20 protein-coding genes are annotated in these 19,255 nt (G+C 63.6%); 15 read left to right on the plus strand and 5 right to left on the minus strand.

Going from position 1 to position 19,255, the window contains the following annotated elements; translation table 11 throughout:
* Positions 1 to 7: 7 nt before the first annotated feature.
* From rpsN to AC58EF_RS06055, 11 genes are all read left to right on the plus strand, one after another.
* Entirely contained in the window at positions 8 to 313 is a 306-nt protein-coding gene (gene rpsN, locus AC58EF_RS06005) for a 30S ribosomal protein S14 (RefSeq protein ID WP_009820643.1), read from the plus strand.
* A gap of 12 nt (positions 314 to 325) precedes the next feature.
* A complete protein-coding gene (gene rpsH, locus AC58EF_RS06010; protein ID WP_007707877.1) occupies positions 326 to 721 on the plus strand; it encodes a 30S ribosomal protein S8 in 396 nt (131 codons plus the stop codon).
* Positions 721 to 1,254, plus strand: coding sequence for a 50S ribosomal protein L6 (gene rplF / locus AC58EF_RS06015; RefSeq protein WP_497275251.1), 534 nt, complete (start codon positions 721 to 723; stop codon positions 1,252 to 1,254). Before rpsH ends, rplF begins: the two co-directional genes overlap by 1 nt.
* A gap of 1 nt (position 1,255) precedes the next feature.
* A complete protein-coding gene (rplR, locus tag AC58EF_RS06020) occupies positions 1,256 to 1,621 on the plus strand; it encodes a 50S ribosomal protein L18 (protein ID WP_497275252.1) in 366 nt (121 codons plus the stop codon).
* 2 nt (positions 1,622 to 1,623) lie between these two features.
* Positions 1,624 to 2,337: a 30S ribosomal protein S5 gene (gene rpsE / locus AC58EF_RS06025; protein ID WP_497275254.1), complete on the plus strand. Its 714-nt coding sequence runs from the start codon at positions 1,624 to 1,626 to the stop codon at positions 2,335 to 2,337.
* 5 nt (positions 2,338 to 2,342) lie between these two features.
* Positions 2,343 to 2,531, plus strand: a complete 189-nt coding sequence (gene rpmD, locus AC58EF_RS06030) for a 50S ribosomal protein L30 (protein WP_497275256.1) — start codon at positions 2,343 to 2,345, stop codon at positions 2,529 to 2,531.
* A 191-nt stretch (positions 2,532 to 2,722) separates the two neighbouring features.
* Positions 2,723 to 3,259, plus strand: a complete 537-nt coding sequence (gene rplO, locus AC58EF_RS06035; protein WP_497275258.1) for a 50S ribosomal protein L15 — start codon at positions 2,723 to 2,725, stop codon at positions 3,257 to 3,259.
* 191 nt (positions 3,260 to 3,450) lie between these two features.
* Positions 3,451 to 4,815: a preprotein translocase subunit SecY gene (gene secY, locus AC58EF_RS06040; protein WP_497275260.1), complete on the plus strand. Its 1,365-nt coding sequence runs from the start codon at positions 3,451 to 3,453 to the stop codon at positions 4,813 to 4,815.
* A gap of 48 nt (positions 4,816 to 4,863) precedes the next feature.
* A complete protein-coding gene (locus AC58EF_RS06045; protein ID WP_497275261.1) occupies positions 4,864 to 5,520 on the plus strand; it encodes an adenylate kinase in 657 nt (218 codons plus the stop codon).
* Between the two features lie 35 nt (positions 5,521 to 5,555).
* A complete protein-coding gene (locus AC58EF_RS06050; RefSeq protein ID WP_497275262.1) occupies positions 5,556 to 6,095 on the plus strand; it encodes an SRPBCC family protein in 540 nt (179 codons plus the stop codon).
* Between the two features lie 135 nt (positions 6,096 to 6,230).
* On the plus strand, positions 6,231 to 7,274 hold the full coding sequence (locus AC58EF_RS06055) for an acyltransferase family protein (RefSeq protein ID WP_497275264.1): 1,044 nt from the start codon (positions 6,231 to 6,233) through the stop codon (positions 7,272 to 7,274).
* Positions 7,275 to 7,325: 51 nt separating this feature from the next.
* Here AC58EF_RS06055 and AC58EF_RS06060 read toward each other — a convergent pair whose 3' ends face one another.
* Positions 7,326 to 8,096, minus strand: a complete 771-nt coding sequence (locus AC58EF_RS06060; protein WP_497275265.1) for a CsgG/HfaB family protein — start codon at positions 8,094 to 8,096, stop codon at positions 7,326 to 7,328.
* Positions 8,097 to 8,278: 182 nt separating this feature from the next.
* Between AC58EF_RS06060 and lepA the strand changes: the two genes are divergently transcribed.
* The gene (lepA, locus tag AC58EF_RS06065) at positions 8,279 to 10,084 is read left to right on the plus strand and encodes a translation elongation factor 4 (RefSeq protein ID WP_497275267.1); all 1,806 of its coding nucleotides are present in this window, start codon (positions 8,279 to 8,281) and stop codon (positions 10,082 to 10,084) included.
* Between the two features lie 50 nt (positions 10,085 to 10,134).
* Here the strand turns inward: lepA and AC58EF_RS06070 are convergent, their stop codons facing one another.
* The gene (locus tag AC58EF_RS06070; protein ID WP_497275268.1) at positions 10,135 to 13,911 is read right to left on the minus strand and encodes a beta strand repeat-containing protein; all 3,777 of its coding nucleotides are present in this window, start codon (positions 13,909 to 13,911) and stop codon (positions 10,135 to 10,137) included.
* Positions 13,912 to 14,183: 272 nt separating this feature from the next.
* Between AC58EF_RS06070 and AC58EF_RS06075 the strand changes: the two genes are divergently transcribed.
* Positions 14,184 to 14,570, plus strand: a complete 387-nt coding sequence (locus AC58EF_RS06075; protein WP_497275270.1) for a PH domain-containing protein — start codon at positions 14,184 to 14,186, stop codon at positions 14,568 to 14,570.
* Between the two features lie 152 nt (positions 14,571 to 14,722).
* Positions 14,723 to 15,424, plus strand: coding sequence for a hypothetical protein (locus AC58EF_RS06080; RefSeq protein ID WP_497275272.1), 702 nt, complete (start codon positions 14,723 to 14,725; stop codon positions 15,422 to 15,424).
* An 8-nt stretch (positions 15,425 to 15,432) separates the two neighbouring features.
* On the opposite strand, the gene AC58EF_RS06085 is transcribed toward AC58EF_RS06080, so the two are convergent.
* The 3 genes from AC58EF_RS06085 to rnd are packed head-to-tail and all read right to left on the minus strand — an operon-like array spanning position 15,433 to position 17,328.
* Complete coding sequence (locus AC58EF_RS06085; RefSeq protein WP_497275274.1) at positions 15,433 to 15,822, minus strand: nuclear transport factor 2 family protein; 390 nt, start codon at positions 15,820 to 15,822, stop codon at positions 15,433 to 15,435.
* Positions 15,823 to 15,836: 14 nt separating this feature from the next.
* The gene (locus AC58EF_RS06090; protein ID WP_497275276.1) at positions 15,837 to 16,148 is read right to left on the minus strand and encodes an I78 family peptidase inhibitor; all 312 of its coding nucleotides are present in this window, start codon (positions 16,146 to 16,148) and stop codon (positions 15,837 to 15,839) included.
* A 13-nt stretch (positions 16,149 to 16,161) separates the two neighbouring features.
* The gene (gene rnd, locus AC58EF_RS06095) at positions 16,162 to 17,328 is read right to left on the minus strand and encodes a ribonuclease D (protein WP_497275277.1); all 1,167 of its coding nucleotides are present in this window, start codon (positions 17,326 to 17,328) and stop codon (positions 16,162 to 16,164) included.
* A gap of 129 nt (positions 17,329 to 17,457) precedes the next feature.
* On the opposite strand from rnd, the gene aspS reads away from it, so the two are divergent.
* The gene (gene aspS, locus AC58EF_RS06100) at positions 17,458 to 19,242 is read left to right on the plus strand and encodes an aspartate--tRNA ligase (protein WP_497275279.1); all 1,785 of its coding nucleotides are present in this window, start codon (positions 17,458 to 17,460) and stop codon (positions 19,240 to 19,242) included.
* The last annotated feature ends 13 nt before the right edge of the window (positions 19,243 to 19,255 follow it).

The raw sequence follows: 19,255 nt of genomic DNA on the forward strand, positions 1-19,255 counted from the left end.
TTAAGTCATGGCGAAACTGAGTTCGATCAACAAGAACGAGCGCCGCAAGAAGCTGGTGAAGAAATATGCCGGCCGCTATGCGAAGCTCAAGGCGATCGCGAATGATACCGCGGCCGACGACAGCGATCGTCTGATCGCGCGTCTGAAGATGGCGGAGATCCCGCGCAACGGCAATCCGACCCGTATTCGGAACCGTTGCGAGCTGACGGGCCGTCCCCGCGCTTACTACCGCAAATTCCGTCTCTGCCGCGTGCAGCTGCGTGATCTGGCCAACAAGGGCCTGATCCCCGGCGTCACCAAGTCGAGCTGGTAAGGATCATTTGAGATGGCATTGACCGATCCCCTGGGTGATATGCTCACCCGCATCCGCAACGGGCAGCAGGCGAAGAAGGACAGCGTTGTGTCCCCCGCCTCGAAGCTGCGCGCCCGCGTGCTCGACGTGCTGCAGCGCGAAGGTTATATCCGTGGCTATTCCGAGGAAGCCCTCGGCAAGCACCCCGGCCTGCGCATCGAGCTGAAATATTTCGAGGGCCAGCCGGCGATCAAGCATGTCGCCCGCGTGTCCAAGCCCGGCCGCCGCGTCTATTCGGGTTCCAAGGAACTTCCGGTGATCCGCAACGGCCTCGGCATCACCATTGTCTCGACGCCCAAGGGCGTTCTGTCCGACGCCGAAGCGCGTGAACAGAATGTCGGCGGCGAAGTGCTGGCGGAGGTGTTCTGATGAGCCGCACTGGTAAGAAGCCGGTTGCCGTCCCCGCGGGCGTCACCGCGTCGATCGCCGATGGCGAGCTGTCGGTGAAGGGGCCCAAGGGCACCCTGACCCTGCCGCTGGCCGACGAAGTCACCTACAGCATCGAAGACGGTGTGATCGCGGTGAAGCCTGCCAACGACAGCAAGCGCGCCCGCGCTTTCTGGGGTATGCAGCGCACCCTGGTCGCGAACCTGATCACCGGCGTGACCGAGGGTTACACCAAGAAGCTGCTCATCACCGGCGTCGGTTATCGTGCGGACGCCAAGGGCAAGGTGCTGAACCTGAAGCTCGGCTATTCGCATGACGTCGACTTCGCGGTGCCCGAAGGCATCGAGATCAAGACCCCGGATAACACCACGGTCGAGATCAGCGGCATCGACAAGCAGAAGGTGGGCCAGGTCGCCGCCGAGATCCGCCGCTGGCGCAAGCCCGAACCCTATAAGGGCAAGGGTATCAAATACGCCGGCGAGTTCATCTTCCGCAAGGAAGGGAAGAAGAAGTAAGATGGCAAAGCTTTCCCTCTTCGCGCGGCGTCGTCGCCGCGTTCGCACCGCGCTCAAGGCTGTTGCAGGCAACAAGCCCCGTCTGAGCGTCCATCGTTCGGGCCAGCATATCTACGCCCAGGTCATCGACGACGTTGCCGGCAAGACCGTCGCATCGGCTTCGACCCTGGACAAGGATGTGGGTTCGAAGGCTCTGGGCAAGACCGGCGCCTCCTCCGAAGCTGCCGCTGATGTTGGCAAGCGCGTCGCCGCCGCGGCGACCGCCGCCGGCGTCACCAAGGTCGTGTTCGACCGTGGTGGCTTCCTGTTCCATGGCCGCGTCAAGGCGCTGGCCGATGCCGCCCGTGAAGGCGGGCTGGAGTTCTGATCATGGCTGACGAAAACACCAACGAAGTCGTCGCGCCCGTCGAGGGCGTCGAGGCTCAGACCGAAGGTCGTGGTCCCGGCCGTGGCCGTGGCAACCGTGGCGGCGGCGATCGCAACCGTGGCGAGCGTGGCGGCCGTGGCCGTCGCGACGACCGTCGCGGCAACCGTGACGAGGAACAGGGCGAAGAGCTGATTGAGAAGCTGGTTCACATCAACCGCGTCTCGAAGACCGTCAAGGGCGGTAAGCGCTTCGGCTTCGCTGCCCTGGTCGTCGTCGGCGACGGCAAGGGCCGTGCGGGCTTCGGCCATGGCAAGGCGCGCGAAGTGCCCGAAGCCATCAGCAAGGCGACCGCTTCGGCCAAGAAGGCGATGGTTCGCGTTCCGCTGAAGGAAGGCCGCACCCTGCACCATGACGGCAAGGGTCATTTCGGCGCGGGCAAGGTGACGGTGCGTTCGGCTCCGGCCGGTACCGGCATCATCGCCGGCGGTCCGATGCGCGCCGTGTTCGAAAGCCTCGGCGTCGCTGACGTCGTGACCAAGTCGAACGGCACGTCGAACCCCTACAACATGATCCGTGCGACCTTCGAGGCGCTGGGCGAACAGACCAGCCCCAAGTCGGTGGCGCAGCGTCGTGGCAAGAAGGTCGCCGACCTTCTGCGTCGCGGTGGCGCCTCGGCCGAAGTCGCGCAGGCAGACGCCGAAGCGATTGCGGAGTAATCGATATGGCCCAAGAAAAAAAGACCATCAAGATCAAGCAGATCGGCTCGCCGATCCGCCGCCCCGAAGCCCAGAAGAAGATTCTGATCGGCCTGGGCCTCGGCAAGATGCATCGCGTGGTGGAGCTGGAAGACACTGCGGAAGTCCGCGGCGCCATCGCCAAGCTGCCCCATATGGTGGCCGTGGTCGACTGACCCCTTTGCCTCTCCCGCTTGCGGGAGAGGCAGTGAGACTTGGGTCCGCGCAGCGGGCCTTAGTCGCAACGGTGAGGGTCGAAGCCCTCTCCAACTTCGGCTAACCAGCACGCTGGTAAGCCTTCATATCCTCTCCCGCCTGCGGGAGAGGATAAGTTTTTTAGCGCGACAAAAGCGAAAGCGAGTGCAGTATGACGAAGCTTAACGAACTCAACGATAATGCCGGCGCCCGCAAGGGCCGGATGCGCGTCGGCCGTGGTATCGGCTCGGGCAAGGGCAAGACCGCCGGTCGCGGCCAGAAGGGTGCGAAGGCGCGTTCGGGCGTCAGCATCAACGGCTTCGAGGGCGGCCAGATGCCGCTCCACATGCGTCTGCCGAAGCGCGGCTTCAACAACATCTTCGCCAAGGATTACGCGATCGTGAACCTGGGTGAAGTGCAGAAGGCGATCGACAGCGGCAAGCTGGACGCCAACGCCACCGTCGACCATGCGGCGCTGAAGGCCGCCAGCCTGGCCCGCGGCGGCAAGGACGGCGTGCGCCTGCTCGCCAAGGGCGAACTGACCGCCAAGGTCAGCTTCCTGGTCGCCGGCGCGTCGAAGGGCGCGGTCGAGGCGGTCGAGAAGACCGGCGGCAAGGTCGAGGTGATCGAGGTCGTTCCGGCGGCCGAGAAGGCCAAGGCGAAGAAGGGCACCGCCCTTGCCGCCAAGAAGGCCGCAGCGAAGGCCTGATCCGGCTTTACAAGTCTTGCAAGCATGACCCCGCTGCCCGATATGGGTCGGCGGGGTCATGTGCATCGGGGGACGCTGTTTGTCGCACAGGCGGCAAATCCCGGTTCGACAGCGCCCCAAGCCCCCGCTAAGGGGGATGCGATTCCGGCTCGGACCTGCTCCGGGCAAGAGTGATTTGAAGGGCAGCCACCATGGCATCGAGAGCCGACCAGCTCGCATCCAATCTCAGCCTGGCGAAATTCAGCCAGGCGACCGACCTCAAGAAGCGCCTGTGGTTTACGCTGGGCGCGCTGATCGTCTTCCGTTTTCTGAGCTTCGTGCCGCTGCCGGGCGTCGATCCGACCGCGCTGTCCACGCTTTACGCGCAGACCAATGGCGGCATTCTTGACATTTTCAACACCTTCTCGGGTGGATCACTGTCGCGCATGAGCCTGATCGCGCTCGGCGTCATGCCCTATATTACCGCGTCGATCGTGGTGCAGCTTGGCGCCTCCCTCTCGCCCAAACTCGCGGCGATCAAGAAGGAAGGCGAAAGCGGCCGCAAGAAGCTGAACCAATATACGCGCTACGGCACGGTCGGCCTGACGGCCGTGCAGGGCTACTTCATCGCGGTCGGCCTCGAAAGCTTCGGCGCCCAGTCGGGCGTGCAGGCGGTGGTCGATCCGGGCCTGCTGTTCCGCCTGACCGCGGTCGTCTCGCTGATCGGCGGCACCATGTTCCTGATGTGGCTGGGCGAGCAGATCACCTCGCGCGGCATCGGCAACGGCGTGTCGCTCATCATCATGGCGGGCATCGTCGCTCAGCTGCCGGTGACATTGAGCAACCTGTTCAAGTCGGGCCGCGAAGGCTCGATCTCGGGCCTGCTGATCATGCTGATCATCGTGCTGGCATTCGGCTTGATCGCGCTGATCTGCTTCATGGAGCGCGCCCAGCGCCGGGTGCTGATCCAATATCCCAAGCGCCAGACGCGCCAGGGCCTGATGCAGGCCGACCGCAGCCATCTGCCGCTCAAGGTCAACACCGCCGGTGTCATCCCGCCGATCTTCGCATCGTCGCTGCTGCTGATGCCGCTCACCATTTCGCAGTTTGCGGGCCAGACGGTCGCGGGCGAGAGCAGGTGGGGCGATTTCGTCCTGTCGCTCAACCAATATCTGTCGCACGGCAGCCCGGTCTATATGGCGCTCTATGGCCTCGGCATCGTCTTCTTCTGCTTCTTCTATACCGCCGTGGTGTTCAACCCGGAGGAGACGGCCGACAATCTGAAGCGCAATGGCGGCTTCATCCCCGGCATCCGTCCGGGCAAGAACACCGAAAATTATCTCGATTATGTGCTGACGCGCATCACCGTTATCGGCGCGGCCTATCTGGCCTTCATCTGCCTGGTGCCGGAATTCGCCATCGCGCGTGCGGGCATTCCCTTCTACCTTGGTGGGACTAGCCTGCTGATCGTCGTCAATGTTACGGTCGACACGGTGACCCAGATTCAGAGTCATCTGCTCGCCCATCAATATGGCGACCTCATCAAGAAGGCGAAGCTGAAGGGTCGTCTGCGCTGAGGGGCGTTTGACGGACTATAGCGCAACGAACAGGGGAGTATGCGCGCAATGAATATCATATTGCTTGGTCCTCCGGGCGCCGGAAAGGGCACGCAGGCGACGCGCCTGGTCGACAGCCGTGGCATGGTGCAACTGTCCACGGGCGACATGCTGCGCGCCGCGGTGAAGGCCGGGACGCCGATCGGGCTCAAGGCAAAGACCGTCATGGAAGCGGGCGAACTGGTGTCCGACGAGATCGTGTCGGGGATCATCGGCGAAGCGCTCGATGGGCTGGCGCCCGAAACCGGCGTGATCTTCGACGGCTATCCGCGGACCGAGGCGCAGGCCCATTCGCTCGACACCATCCTGGGCGATCGCAATCGCACGCTGGATCATGTGATCGAACTGGATGTGGACGAGGATGCGCTGGTCGAGCGCATCACCGGTCGTTTCACCTGCGCAACCTGCGGCGAAGGCTATCATGACAGCTTCAAGCAGCCGAAAGTCGAGGGCGAGTGCGACAAATGCCATGGGCATGAGTTCAAGCGCCGGCCCGACGACAATGAGGAAACGGTGCGCACCCGCATGGGCGAATATCGCGCCAAGACCGCGCCGATCCTGCCGATCTATGATGCGCGCGGCATCGTGTCGCGGGTCGACGGCATGGCGGACATGGACGATGTGACCAGCGCCATCGCTGCCATATTGGACGGCGGCGCGGCCTGAGCTATTCTGTCTCCCGGAAAGAGGGGTAGGCGGATATGCGCATTTACGGATTACTGGCATGGGCTGGTGCGGCGATGGCCGCGCCGGCCCATGCTGCTGTCACGGGCAGCAGTGAGGCGGGATTCGCGACCGAGCGCAGTGTCGAGATCGCCGCGAGCGCCGAGGCGGTTTATAGCCTGCTGACGGCGCCCGGCCGTTGGTGGAACGACGGCCATACCTATAGCGGCGATTCGGCCAATATGACGATCGATGCGCGAGCCGGCGGCTGTTTCTGTGAGACGATCCCGGCCAAGGCGGGACCGGGCGGCTCGATCGAGCATGGGCGGGTGATCTATGCCATGCCCGGCAAGCAATTGCGTCTTGCCGGCGCGCTGGGACCACTCCAGACCGAAGCGGTGGTGGGGACGCTGGATTTCGCGATCACCCCGACCGGAAAGGGCGTGAAGGTTGTCATGACCTATGTGGTCGGCGGCTATCTGCGCGGCGGCGCGGCCAAACTGGCGCCGCTGGTGGACCAGGTTCTGGGCGAGCAATTGGCCGGGCTGAAACAGGCGGCCGAATCGGGCGCGCGCTGATCGCGGCGATCGGGCGACAGAACTCGTGTGCTTCTGTCTCAATTTGGCAAAGAAATAGCAAAAAACCTTGTTTCGACGGGCTTTGTTAACCATGATCTGAGCAGATTCATTGCTGCGCTGTTGCTATGGAGGAGCATGGCTGGAACGCCGCTTGCCCGTGGCCGCTTGACGGAATTGGACGCATTGCGGGGCATCGGCGCCCTGTGCGTGCTGATCTTCCACTATTCCACGCGCTTCCATGAATTGTTTCCGCAGGCGGCGCATGTGCCCTTCAGCTTTCCCGGCGGCAATTACCGCGTGCTGTTGTTCTTCACCATTTCGGGCTTCGCGATCTTCTTCACCCTGGATCGCATAGCGACAGTGGCCGATTTCGTGGTCAACCGTTTCGCCCGGCTCTATCCCGCCTATCTGGTCGCGATGTTGTTGACGCTCTCGATCGAATATCTTGCGCAGGCGACGCAATTGCTGATCGGGCCGGTGGCGATCCTCGCCAATTTCACCATGCTGCAGGGCTTCGCCTTCCTGCCGGAGGTGGACGGCGCCTATTGGACGCTGACGGTGGAGATCGCCTTCTATTTCTGCATGATCGCGATATGGAAATTTGCCGGCATCCGGCGGCTGGAGCCGGTTCTGGCTGTCTGGCTGCTGATCCGCTGGCTCTACTGGGCATGGCCGGACATGCCCGAGCGGATCATCATGCTGCTGGTGCTGCGCTATACGCCCTTCTTCGTCATCGGCATTCTCGCCTATCGCCTGTGGCGCGGGCAGCGCAGCTTATGGCAGCAGGCGCCCTATGCGGCGCTCGCCTTGCTGTCGATCGCTACGATGGAGACATGGGACGTCACCATTGTCGGCTGCGCTCTGCTGCTGGCCTTCGTGGCGTTGATCCACGGACATCTGCGTTTCCTTGCCTGGCATCCGCTAGTCTGGCTGGGCGGGATCAGCTATTCCTTCTACCTGATCCACCAGCATGTCGGTTTCGTTGTCATGCTGGAATGCGCCAAGGCCGGCTACAGCCCCTGGATCGGTTTTGCCGCGGCTTTTCTCGTCGCGTTGCTGTTGGGCACGGGCATCAACCGTCTGGTCGAACGGCCGGCGGGGGAGGCGATATTGGCCTGGTGGAAACGCCGGCGGGATGCACGGGCGTCCGCGCCGGAAGCGGCGCCCAGCCAGACATGAAAAAGGCGCGGCCGTTTCCGACCGCGCCTTCCCGATTTTTCGCCTGCCGCTTTACTGCGCGACCGGGGCCGCCGCCGCCGCATTGGCAGGAAGGCCGCCCATCTGCGTCACCATCTTCGTATAGGCGTCAAGATAAGCGAGCACGATGACCTGGCCGATGTCAGTATTCTGGTAGCCGCCGCCGCCAACTGCGGCGAGGCCGCCCATCCAGCCCAGGCCGCCGCCGCCGCCGAAGCTCAGGTCCGATTTGCGGAAATAACCTTCGGCCATCACCTCTTCCTCGGTGGTGCGGGCATTGACCACCGAAAGCATGACATTGGCCTCGCTCTTCTTGATCGAGATGCCGCCGGCCAGAGCGCCGAGCGTCCGGCCGCCCAGGAAGCCGCCGACCAGCCCGCCCAGCGCGTTGCCGCCGCTATTCTTGTTGGTGGTGACGATGTCGGGCTGAATGAAATAATCCGCAGCCTTGACCTGGCCCTTGCCCAGGTTCGATCCGGCCTGCAATTCGCCCGAATCCGCCATGGCGCGTTCCATGTTGCGGCTGGCCATCGATCGGCCGCGATTGACGATGCCGAAGCAGCCTGACTGCTGCACGAACAGCTTGATGATGGCCTCGGGACTGCCGAGGTTCAATTCGCGCCACCATTGATTGTCCGGCTCGACGATCGCGACGGTGCCGAGCCGCCTGGTGCAGCGGGGAATTTCCATTTGCTTCTTGGCCTGGGCCTGACGGCCCGAGGAACCCTTGTCGGCCGCGAGAGCAGGCGACGTGGCGAGAGCAAGGCAGACCGCGGAGGCGGCCAGCATCTTCAATACACGCATTTCAAGAACCCCGTTCTGTGCTTGATCTAGAGAATGTCGCGCGCCCCGAATATTTTGGCCGCAGTCTATCACAGCGTTATCCCGCTTCCAAGCAAAGGGGCAGATATGACGGGGCTTGTCATCGAGATCACAGAGCGCGCGATCCTGCTGACAGCGCGCGGAATCGCTGCTATCGGGCGCCGATGACCGACCTGTCCCATATCCGTAATTTCTCGATCATCGCGCATATCGACCATGGCAAATCGACCTTGGCCGACCGCCTGATCCAGCGCACCGGTGGCCTGACCGACCGTGAGATGAGCGCACAAGTCCTTGATAATATGGACATCGAAAAGGAGCGCGGGATCACGATCAAGGCGCAGACGGTGCGCCTCGACTATACCGCCAAAAATGGCGAAACCTATGAGCTGAACCTCATGGACACGCCGGGCCATGTCGACTTCGCCTATGAAGTCTCGCGCAGCCTGGCCGCCTGTGAGGGCGCGCTGCTGGTCGTGGACGCCGCGCAGGGCGTGGAAGCGCAGACGCTGGCCAATGTCTATCAATCGATCGAGCATGACCATGAGATCGTGCCGGTGCTGAACAAGATCGACCTGCCCGCCGCCGAGCCGGAGAAGGTGCGGGCGGAAATCGAGGAAGTGATCGGCCTCGACGCATCCGAAGCCGTGCTGGCCAGCGCCAAGTCGGGCATCGGCATCGACGAGATACTCGAAGCCATCGTCGCCAAGATTCCCGCGCCCAAGGGGGATCGCAACGCGCCGCTGGAAGCGATGCTGGTCGACAGCTGGTACGATCCCTATCTGGGCGTCGTCATCCTCGTGCGCGTGGTCAACGGCGTCATCAGGAAGGGGCAGGCGATCAAGTTCATGATCGGCGGCACCGAGCATCTGATCGATCGTGTCGGTTGTATGCGCCCCAAGATCGAGGCGCTGCCCGAACTGGCTGCGGGCGAGATCGGCTTCATCACCGCGCAGATCAAGGAAATCGCGCAGACCCGCGTGGGCGACACCATCACCACGGTCAAGAATGGCGCGGCGAAACCGCTGCCGGGCTTCAAGGAAGTGCAGCCGGTGGTGTTCTGCGGCCTCTTCCCGGTCGATGCCAATGATTTCGAGAAGCTGCGCGAGTCGATCAGCAAGCTGCGCCTCAACGATGCCAGCTTCTCCTTCGAGATGGAGACGTCGGCGGCTTTGGGCTTCGGCTTCCGCTGCGGCTTCCTGGGCCTGCTCCATCTGGAGATCATCCAGGAGCGGCTCAGCCGCGAATATGATCTGGACCTCATCACCACCGCGCCGTCGGTGGTCTATGAGATGCATATGAAGGACGGGACCGTGCGCCATCTGCACAACCCCGCCGACATGCCCGATCCCAACCATATCGAGATGATCGAGGAGCCATGGATCGAGGCGGTGATCTATTGCCCCGATGAATATCTCGGCTCGATCCTGAAGCTCTGTCAGGACCGGCGCGGCATTCAGAAGAATCTGACCTATGTCGGCGGTCGCGCGCAGGTGACATATGAACTGCCGCTCAACGAAGTGGTGTTCGACTTCTACGATCGGCTGAAGTCGATCAGCCGCGGCTATGCCAGCTTCGACTATCACCAGATCGGCACGCGCGAGGGCGATCTCGTCAAGATGAGCATCCTCGTCAACAATGAGCCGGTCGATGCGTTGTCGATGATCGTCCACCGCAGCGCGGCGGAAGCGCGCGGGCGGCATATGTGCGAGCGGTTGAAGGATCTCATCCCCCGCCATCTGTTCAAGATCCCGATCCAGGCGGCGATCGGCGGTAAGGTGATCGCCCGCGAGACGATCGCGGCCATGCGCAAGGACGTGACCGCCAAATGCTATGGCGGCGACATCACCCGCAAGAAGAAGCTGCTGGAGAAGCAGAAGGAAGGCAAGAAGCGGATGCGCGAATATGGCAGCGTGCAGATCCCGCAGGAAGCCTTCATCGCCGCGCTGCGCATGGGCGACGAAAGCTGACACGGCGCCCGCCGGCGGCGGGGCGCCATGTCATCGCATTCAGGTCGACCTCAGATGATGTCGGTTATGGCGAAGGCATCGACGGTCCGAAGTCCGGTCAGGATGACGGCCTGATCGATCGTGCCGTCGCCATTGCCGTCCCAGAACAGCCAGCCGTCGACCGAGCCGGCGACGAACACCGCCTGCGCACCGGATGACCCGCCGAGCGCCTGCGCCGCGGCCAGCCCGTCGGCATAGGCCGAGGAAGCGATCGCCGTTTCGGCATAGCGGCTGGGGTTGCCGACAAAGGCGTCGATGTCCACACGGTCGAACCCGGTCGCGAAATCCGTGATCGTGTCGTTGGAGCCGGCATTGGCCGAGGTGTCGCCGAATACGAACTGGAAGATATCGCCATCTGCGCCGCCGGTGAGGACATCCTTGCCCTTGCCGCCGATCAGCGTGTCCGCACCGGCCTGCCCGCGCAGCGTATCGTTCGAATCGCCACCGTCCAGCCAGTCATTGCCGTTGCCGCCGTCGAGCAGGTCCAACATACCCCCACCAAGCAGCCGGTCGTTGCCTGTGTTGCCGGTCAGCGTGTCGTTATCGTCGCCGCCTTCCAGAATGTCGTCGCCGCCGCCGCCGTCGATCGTGTCGGCGCCGGCAAGGCCCAGGATGCGGTTGGCGGCGCCGTTGCCGGCGATGATATTGGCAAGGACGTTGCCGGTGCCGTCGATCGCCGCGCTGCCCGTCAAGGTCAGCTTCTCGACTTCGTTCGCCAGGACATAGCTGATCGACGCATTGACCAGATCGGTGCCGCCGCCGGATAGTTCGAGCACGACATCGTCGTTGTCGCTGTTTCCGTCATCGGACCAGGCATCGACATAATAGGTGTCGTTGCTGTCGCCGCCTTCCATCCGGTCCGCGCCGGCGCCGCCGTCGATCGAATCGCTGCCGACCCCGCCCTGAAGCCAGTCATTGCCCGCATTGCCGGTCAGGATGTCGGTCCCCGCCCCGCCGATGACGGTGTCGTCGCCGTCGCCGCCCGACAGCGTGTCATTGCCGTTGCCGCCGTCGATCAGGTTCGCGGTCCCGTTGCCATCGATGACATTGTTGAGATCATTGCCCCAGCCCGAAAGGGCGGCGGTGCCGGCGAGGGTCAGATTTTCCACATTGAGCGCCAGACGGTAGCTGACCGATGCGACGACGCGATCCGTGCCTGAACCGGCCGCCTCGATCACCTGATCGTCGTCGGCATCCCAGCCATTGTCCGACCAAGTGTCGACATAATAAACGTCGTTGCCGATGCTGCCGTCCATATAATCGGCGCCGGCGCCGCCATCGATGCTGTCATTGCCGCCCTTGGCATAGATGGTGTCGTTGAGCGCGGTCGTCTGGTAGACGCCCGATGCGGTAGGCGAGAAAGTTTCGTTGGCGCCATTGCCGTTCAGCGTTCGGCCGATTTCGTTGACGTCGGTGATCGTCACGGCAATCGCCTGCTGGTCGGAATAGGTGCCGTCGCTCGCTGCAACGACCACGTCATAGACATTGTTCGTGCCGGCATCGAGCGGATGCTCATAGTCCGGCGCCGCCGCGAAGCGCAGCGCGCCGGTCGCAGCGTCGATCAGGAACAGGGCCGCGTCGGCGCCGCCCACGATGCTGTAGCTGAGCGTCGATCCGTCGGCATCCGTCGCGGCGACGGTCGTGACCGCCGTGCCATTTTCCGCCATGTTGAGGGCCGCGCTCGCGCCGCCGCCATTGGAGGCGATGACGGGCGCATTGTCGTTGCCGTTCGTCACGCTCACCGAAAGCGTCTGGCTCGCCACCGCAACGCCGTCGCTGGCCGCGACCGTGACCAGATAGACATTGTCATGGTTGGCGTCCCCGGCCGCCTCATAATCGGGCGCCGCGCGGAACCGCAGAACGCCGCTATTCGCATCGATCTGGAAGAGCGCCGCATCGGTGCCGCCGGTGATTTGATAGGTGAGCGGGCTGCCATCCGCGTCGGTGGCGCGCACCGTCGTCACGGCCAGAGCATTTTCGATGATGGAGATCGCCGCCGTCGATCCGCCGCCATTGGATGTCAGCACCGGCGCCGTGTCGTTCAGATTGGCGACGGACACCGCCAGCGTCTGCCAGGATGCATTGGTGCCGTCGCTGGCGGCGACCGTGACCTGATAGATATTATTCTGGTCCGCGTCGGCGGGCGCCTCATAATCGGGCGCCGTCCTGAAGCTGAGCGCGCCGGTCAGCGCATTGATCGTGAAGCGGGCGCCGTCCGCGCCGCCGACGATCGCATAGCTGATCGAACCGCCTTCGGGGTCGTTCGCTACGATTGTGGTCGCCGCGACCAGATTTTCATTGACCGTAATCGACGCGTTGCGTCCACCCGTGATCACTGGCGCATTGCCGTCGGCCAGATCGAGGATCGTGATGGCGAGCTGCTGCTGCCCGATCCCGCCGGCCAGATCGTCCGCTCCGACGATCACGTCATAGATATTGTTGCCGTCGGCATCGATTGCATTTTCGAAATCGGGCGGCGTGCGGAAGGTGAGCGCCCCGGTCGTGCCGTCAATGGCGAACAGCGCGGCGTCGGCCCCGCCGAGGATGCGGTAGACGAGCGACTGGCCGACATCGGGATCGGTCGCCAATATGGTCGTGACCGGATCGGTCCCATTTTCGGCCATGCTGATCGCCGCGCTGGCTCCTCCGCCGTTCGATATGATCGTGGGCGGCGTGCTGAGCCGGGTGGCATCGAGCGTTATGTCGACAAAGCGGAAAAACTCGACATTTCGGAGCGTGTCGCCGCCGTCATTGGTTCCCACACGCTGATCGGTCAGCGTGACCGATCCGTCCGCATTGGTGCGCAGGAGATAATCGGCGCGATTACCGGTGAAGACGACCGTATCGACATCGGCGCCGCCATCGATCGTGTCGGTGCCTACGCTGGCCAATATGCTGTCGTCGCCCGCGTCGCCGCTGAGATAGTCGTTGCCGTCGCCGCCATCCAGCATGTCGTTGTTGCCGCCGCCGAACAGTTCGTCATTGCCGCCGCCGCCGAATAGCTGGTCGTCGCCCGCGCCGCCCTGAAGCTTGTCCTTGTTCACATTGCCGGCATCGTCGCCATAGAGGATGTCGTTGCCGCTACCGCCGAGCAGCGAATCGGCGCCGTCGCCGCCGAACAGCTGGTCATTGTCGTCGCCGCCATCGAGCGTGTCGTCGCGCCCGCCGCCATAGATGACGTCGTCGCCGCGTTGACCGTAGAGCGTGTCGTAGCTGCGGCTGCCATCGGCGCCGAAATCGTCGCCATAGATCAGGTCGCTGCCATCGCCGCCATAGACGACGTCGGCGCCGGCAAAGCCCATGATGAAATCGTCGCCCGCTTCCCCGTAGAAGACGTCGGCGCCGGCGCCGCCGACGATCTTGTCATTGCCGTCGCCGGCATAGATTTTCATGTCCTTGGCATAAGCAAGGCCGCCCGGCCCATGTGCCGTCAGATCGACCAGATCGTCGCCACCGCCTAGATATAGGAGCTGGATATTCTGAAAGCCCCCCAGGCCATCGTTGAACGTGCCATTATTATAGGCGACGAAATCATTGCCGCTGGAGCCGTAGATGGCGTCATATTTGTCGCCGATCACCAGATCGGTCGAGCCATACACGTTCGACCCGGTAAGCTGGAAGATCGTGCCGTTCAACAGGTGCAGCGAGGTGCTCCAGGCGAACGTCGCAAAGGTGACGTCGACCCTGACATTGTTCGGGCTGGTATCCTTGTTGAACAGATAGAAACTGTCCGCCGTGGATGTGCCGGTCAGCGTCTGGCTGCCGAGAATATTATAATAATTTGCCATGAGGTCCTCGCGCCGGTCGGGGAGCGCGGCATAGTCTGCCTCACAAGCAGGGGGGCGTCAGCTTGCCATCAGGATGGTCGGCGCGTCAGAGGAGGTACGGTCCGGTCGCGATAATGTCCTTTGGGACAGCGAGGACGACGGGTGCACTCGGCTCGTCGCAGGCGGACGTCGGGGGGCGGCGGCGCACCGATCGTTCGGGGTCGGCTGGTGATGCCTTGACGGCCGGGCGGCGCCATGTTCAAGTCGCGACGCCCAAGAGCATCGGAGGCGGCGTGAGCGAAACCTGGCTGTATGACGAGCATCCTGCGATGTTTCGCGCGCATCCTTTTCTCTTCATCCTGCTGCTGGTCTCGGTCGTCGGCATTCTGGCGATCGGTATCTGGTGGGTGATGCGCAAAAGCGAGCGACTGGCATTGAGCGAGCGGGAGGTGCTGATGGAACGGGGGCTGCTGTCCAAGCAGCGGACCGAGATCGCGCTGTCGAGCATCCGGTCGGTGCGGATTACACAGAGCCTGGGTCAGCGCATTTTCGGCGTCGGCCATGTGGAGCTGTTCAGCGCCGGGGACTTTGCCGAAATCGCGATCAAGAATATGCCGCGTCCCGACCGCATCCGCGCGATTGCGGCGGCGCGTAACGTGGACCTGTTGCCGCAACGATAGAAGATTTCGTTCAGCCCTTGACTTGGGCGGATTTATTTCAACGATAGCGTAACAATCAGGGGGGTCGTCAGAACACCCGCACCGCAAGAGGACGCCATGTCAGGAACGTCGATCCGCAAAGGGGCGGACGGCGCTGCTAAAGGGGTGTCGCCATGGTGGGCTTGCGAGTGATGCCGTCCTTGCCGGATCTGACGGCCGAGCAGCGTGCGGAGATCCGCCATGCCTGTGGCTTTGCCTGCGTGCGTTGCGGCGTCACCATCTATCGTTATCTGGGACTGCCCGATGGACCGGGCGCGACCCTGCTCTGTCCGACCTGTCACGGGTTGGTCGAGGAAGGACGGCTGACCCCGACTCAGGTGCATAGTTTCCATGCCAATCCGGTGGTGCGCCAACGGCATTTCGCGCGCGATCGACTGCCCTTCTCGGCGGAATTGCCGCAGTTGATCGTCGGCGGATCTCGCATGTTGCGCGACACGCCGATCCCGATCACGCTCGACGGCGAACCCATCCTGCTGTTCGCCCCGCCGCGCCGGACCAATGGCGCCACGCGGATCAGCGTGCGGTTGGGCGGCTCCGATGGCGAGGCGATGCAGATCATCGACGGCAATGAATGGAAGCCGTCCAATGGCAGCTGGCATTTCCTGCTGCGTGGCGACCGCTATTCGATGATGGCGGCGCGGGGGGATGGCCTGTGCGTGCTGCGCATCGTCACGCGCAACCGGATCGCGGTGGAGCATCTGCGCACCACCATCAATGGCCGCCGGCTGGAGATCACGCCAGACTGGCTGGAGATTGACGGCAAGCGCCATGTCGACCGGATCAGCAGCGGGACGCTGATCGGACTGGAGCTTTAGGCGCCTCGTCAGGCAAGGGTGACGAAGATTTCCGCTTCCAGCAGCCAGGCGCCGCCGACCGCGCGCCATTTGGCGGCATAGCTGCCCGCAGCGAGCATCCGACCCGTGTCGGCCGCAACTCCCTCCCATCGGCCTTGCTCCATTGCGATCGGTTCGACCGGGGAGACGGTGACGCTTTCGGTCGTGCGGCTGTAGACCAGCCGGTCGGCGGAGGCGAATTCCCGCTTCCACGCCAGGAGCTGCGCCTTGCGCCCGACAATCACCGCGCTGTCGGAGCCAGTGACGAGGAGCGCGTCGCGCGCCAATAGCGGTTCGATGGCCTTGACGTCGGCCTCGGCCAGCGCGCGATTGAAGGTCGCGCGGGCCAAGCGGATGGCAAGATCGGCAGTGGCGGTCACGGTGTCTGGCTAATCTATCCGCAACGGGCCGATGTGATCAGCATCTGGGCGTCATAGCTGATGGTCAGGCGATCGGGCCGGAAGTCCATGGTCATCGCCATGCCGGGACCACCCCAGCGGAGTGTCTTCGCACCCGACGCCCGGAGCAGTTCCGCGCCGACGTCCGCGCTGGCCTTTTGCCCCGTAAAACGGTCCAGCCCGTCATTCTTGCACGGCCCGTCGGGCGCAGGCGACGCGGTGTCCGGCCCTTGCCCGTTCGCACCCGCGCAGGCGGCGAGGGGCAGGGCGAGCATCGCCGCCATCAGGCCAAAAGCTGCCGTCCGCATCCGCCTTCTCCCTTCATTCGGTCCGTGTCATCTTGAGCCGGCCATTCCTGACCGCGAAGGCAAGCCGGCCTTCGACCAGATCGACCGCGTCGCGGCCGAACTGCTCATAGCGCCAACCTTCCAGAATGGAGAGCCCGTCGCGCACGCCCGCCGCCAGCGCATCGATATCGTCGCTGCGCGCGATCAGCCGCGCCGCCACGTCGATATCGCGCGAGCGGATCTTGAGCAGCAGCTTGAGCAGGTCGGCGACCAGCGCGCCGTCCTTGCCCAGGCCCGGCCGCTTGGGATCGCGCTCGGGCATCTCCTCCTTGCCGAGCGGCTTGTGCGCGGCGAGCGCGCTCATCAGCCGCGCGCCGATATCGTTGGTCCGCCAGGTGGCGGACAGGCCGCGCACCTTGCCCAGATCGTCCTGAGCACGGGGCGGATGGCTGGCGATATCGGCCAGCGTCTCGTCCTTGACGATGCGGCCGCGCGGCAGATTCTTGTCCCGCGCCTCCATTTCGCGCCAGGCGGCCAGCGCCTTCAGTCGGCCGAGCACATCGGCCTTGCGGCTGGCGATGCGGACGCGCTTCCAGGCGTCCTGCGGGTCATTCTCGTAATTGGCGGGATCGCTGATCCGTTCCATTTCCTGATCGAGCCAGTCGCCGCGCCCGGTCTTGCGCAATTCGTCCAGCATCTTGGGGAAGATCTGGATCAGATAGGTGACGTCGCCGATCGCATAGTCGATCTGGCGTTTGTCGAGCGGCCGGCGTGCCCAGTCGGTGAAGCGCGCGCCCTTGTCGAGCTGGACGCCCATCCAGGCGTCGACCAGATTGCCGTAGCCGATCTGTTCGCCCAGCCCCAGCGCCATCGCCGCGATCTGGGTGTCGAACATCGGGTGCGGAGTCTTGCCGGTCAGGTTGTGGACGATCTCGATATCCTGTCCGCCGGCATGGAAGACCTTCAGCACATCCTCATTGTCGACCAGCAGGTCGAGCAGGGGCTTCATGTCCAGGCCCGGCGCCTTGGGATCGATCGCGGCGGCCTCGTTCGGGTCGGCGACCTGCACCAGGCAGAGTTCGGGCCAATAGCTGTTTTCCCGCATGAATTCGGTATCGACGGCGATGTAGGGGGATTTCGCGATGCGGGCGCAGAAATCGGCGAGGGTCTTGCTGTCGGTAATCAGCGGATGAATTTGCATATGGTCTTCGATCTTATTATGGGCTGGCCCGCGTCCGGCGGACTGGTCAATGCTTTGACAGGACCGGCCATAGCGGGGCCGCAACAGTTTGTCATTTCCGTAAAACGAATCTGAAAGATGTAAAACGCCATGCATGTCTATCGCACTCATACCTGTGGCGCCCTGACCTTGGCCGATGTCGGCAATGCGGTGCGGGTGTCCGGCTGGGTGCATCGCAAGCGCGATCATGGCGGCGTGCTGTTCGTCGATCTTCGCGACCATTATGGCATCACGCAGATCGTGGCGAAGGCCGACAGCGACCCGCTTCGTGCGCTGGAAAGCCTGCGCCTTGAGTCGGTGGTGACGATCGAGGGCAAGGTGGTTGCGCGCGCGGCCGAAGCCATCAACCCGAAGATGGCGACCGGCGAGATCGAGATTGTCGCCGACGACGTGACGATCCTGTCCACCGCCGCGGAATTGCCGCTGCCGGTCGCGGGCGAGCAGGACTATCCCGAGGATATCCGCCTGCGCTACCGCTTCCTCGACCTGCGCCGCGAGACGCTGCACGCGAACATCGTCAAGCGGACGAAGATCATCTCCGACATGCGCCGCCGCATGGAAGGGGTGGGCTTCACCGAATATTCGACCCCGATCCTGACCGCCTCCTCGCCTGAAGGCGCGCGCGACTTTCTGGTGCCCAGCCGCATCCATGCCGGGAAATTCTACGCCCTGCCGCAGGCGCCGCAGCAATATAAGCAGTTGCTGATGGTCGCGGGCTTCGACCGCTATTTCCAGATCGCGCCCTGTTTCCGTGACGAAGACCCGCGGGCCGATCGCCTGCCGGGCGAATTCTACCAGCTCGACCTGGAGATGAGCTTCGTCACGCAGGAAGACGTCTGGAACACGATGGAGCCGGTCATCGCCCAGGTGTTCGAGGCATTTGCCGACGGCAAGCATGTCACCCCGGCGGGCGGCTTCCCGCGTATCCCCCATGCCGAAGCGATGCTGAAATATGGCAGCGACAAGCCCGATCTGCGCAACCCGATCCTGATTCAGGACGTGACTGATCATTTCGTCGGCTCGGGCTTCGGCATTTTCGCCTCGCTGGTGGAAAGCGGCAATGTGATCCGCGCCATCCCGGCACCGGGCGCGGGCGCCGGCAGCCGCAAATTCTTCGACGATATGAACAACTGGGCGCGCGGCGAAGGCTATTCGGGCCTTGGTTATATCAACATCAAGGACGGCGTCCCCGGCGGTCCGATCGCCAAGAACCATGGCGAGGAAGCCACCGCGACGCTGGTCGCGGCGCTGGGCCTCGGTCCCAATGACGGCGTCTTCTTCGCTGCCGGCCGGGAATTGCAGGCGGCCAAGCTCGCCGGCCTCGCCCGCATTCGCGTGGGCGAGCAGCTCGACCTCATCGACAAGGACCGGTTCGAACTGTGCTGGATCGTCGACTTCCCCTTCTACGAATATGACGAGGACGAGAAGAAGATCGACTTCGCCCACAATCCCTTCTCGATGCCGCAGGGCGGGCTGGAGGCGCTCAACACGCAAGACCCGCTGACGCTCAAGGCCTATCAATATGACATGGTCTGCAACGGCTATGAGATCGCCTCCGGCTCCATCCGCAACCAGTCGCCCGAAGCGATGGTCAAGGCGTTCGAACTGGTGGGCCTGAGCCAGGCCGATGTCGAGGAGCGTTTCGGCGGCCTCTATCGCGCTTTCCAATATGGCGCGCCGCCGCATGGCGGCATGGCCGCTGGCGTTGACCGCATCGTGATGCTGCTGTGTGGCGCGCAGAATCTGCGTGAGATCACGCTGTTCCCGATGAACCAGCGCGCCGAGGATCTGCTCATGGGCGCACCCAGCGCCGCCGAGTTCAAGCAGCTGCGGGAACTGCATGTGCGTGTCGTGGAGCCGCAGCCCAAGGCCTGACCACTTTCTTCCC

Source organism: Sphingobium sp. WR1 (assembly GCF_059693745.1).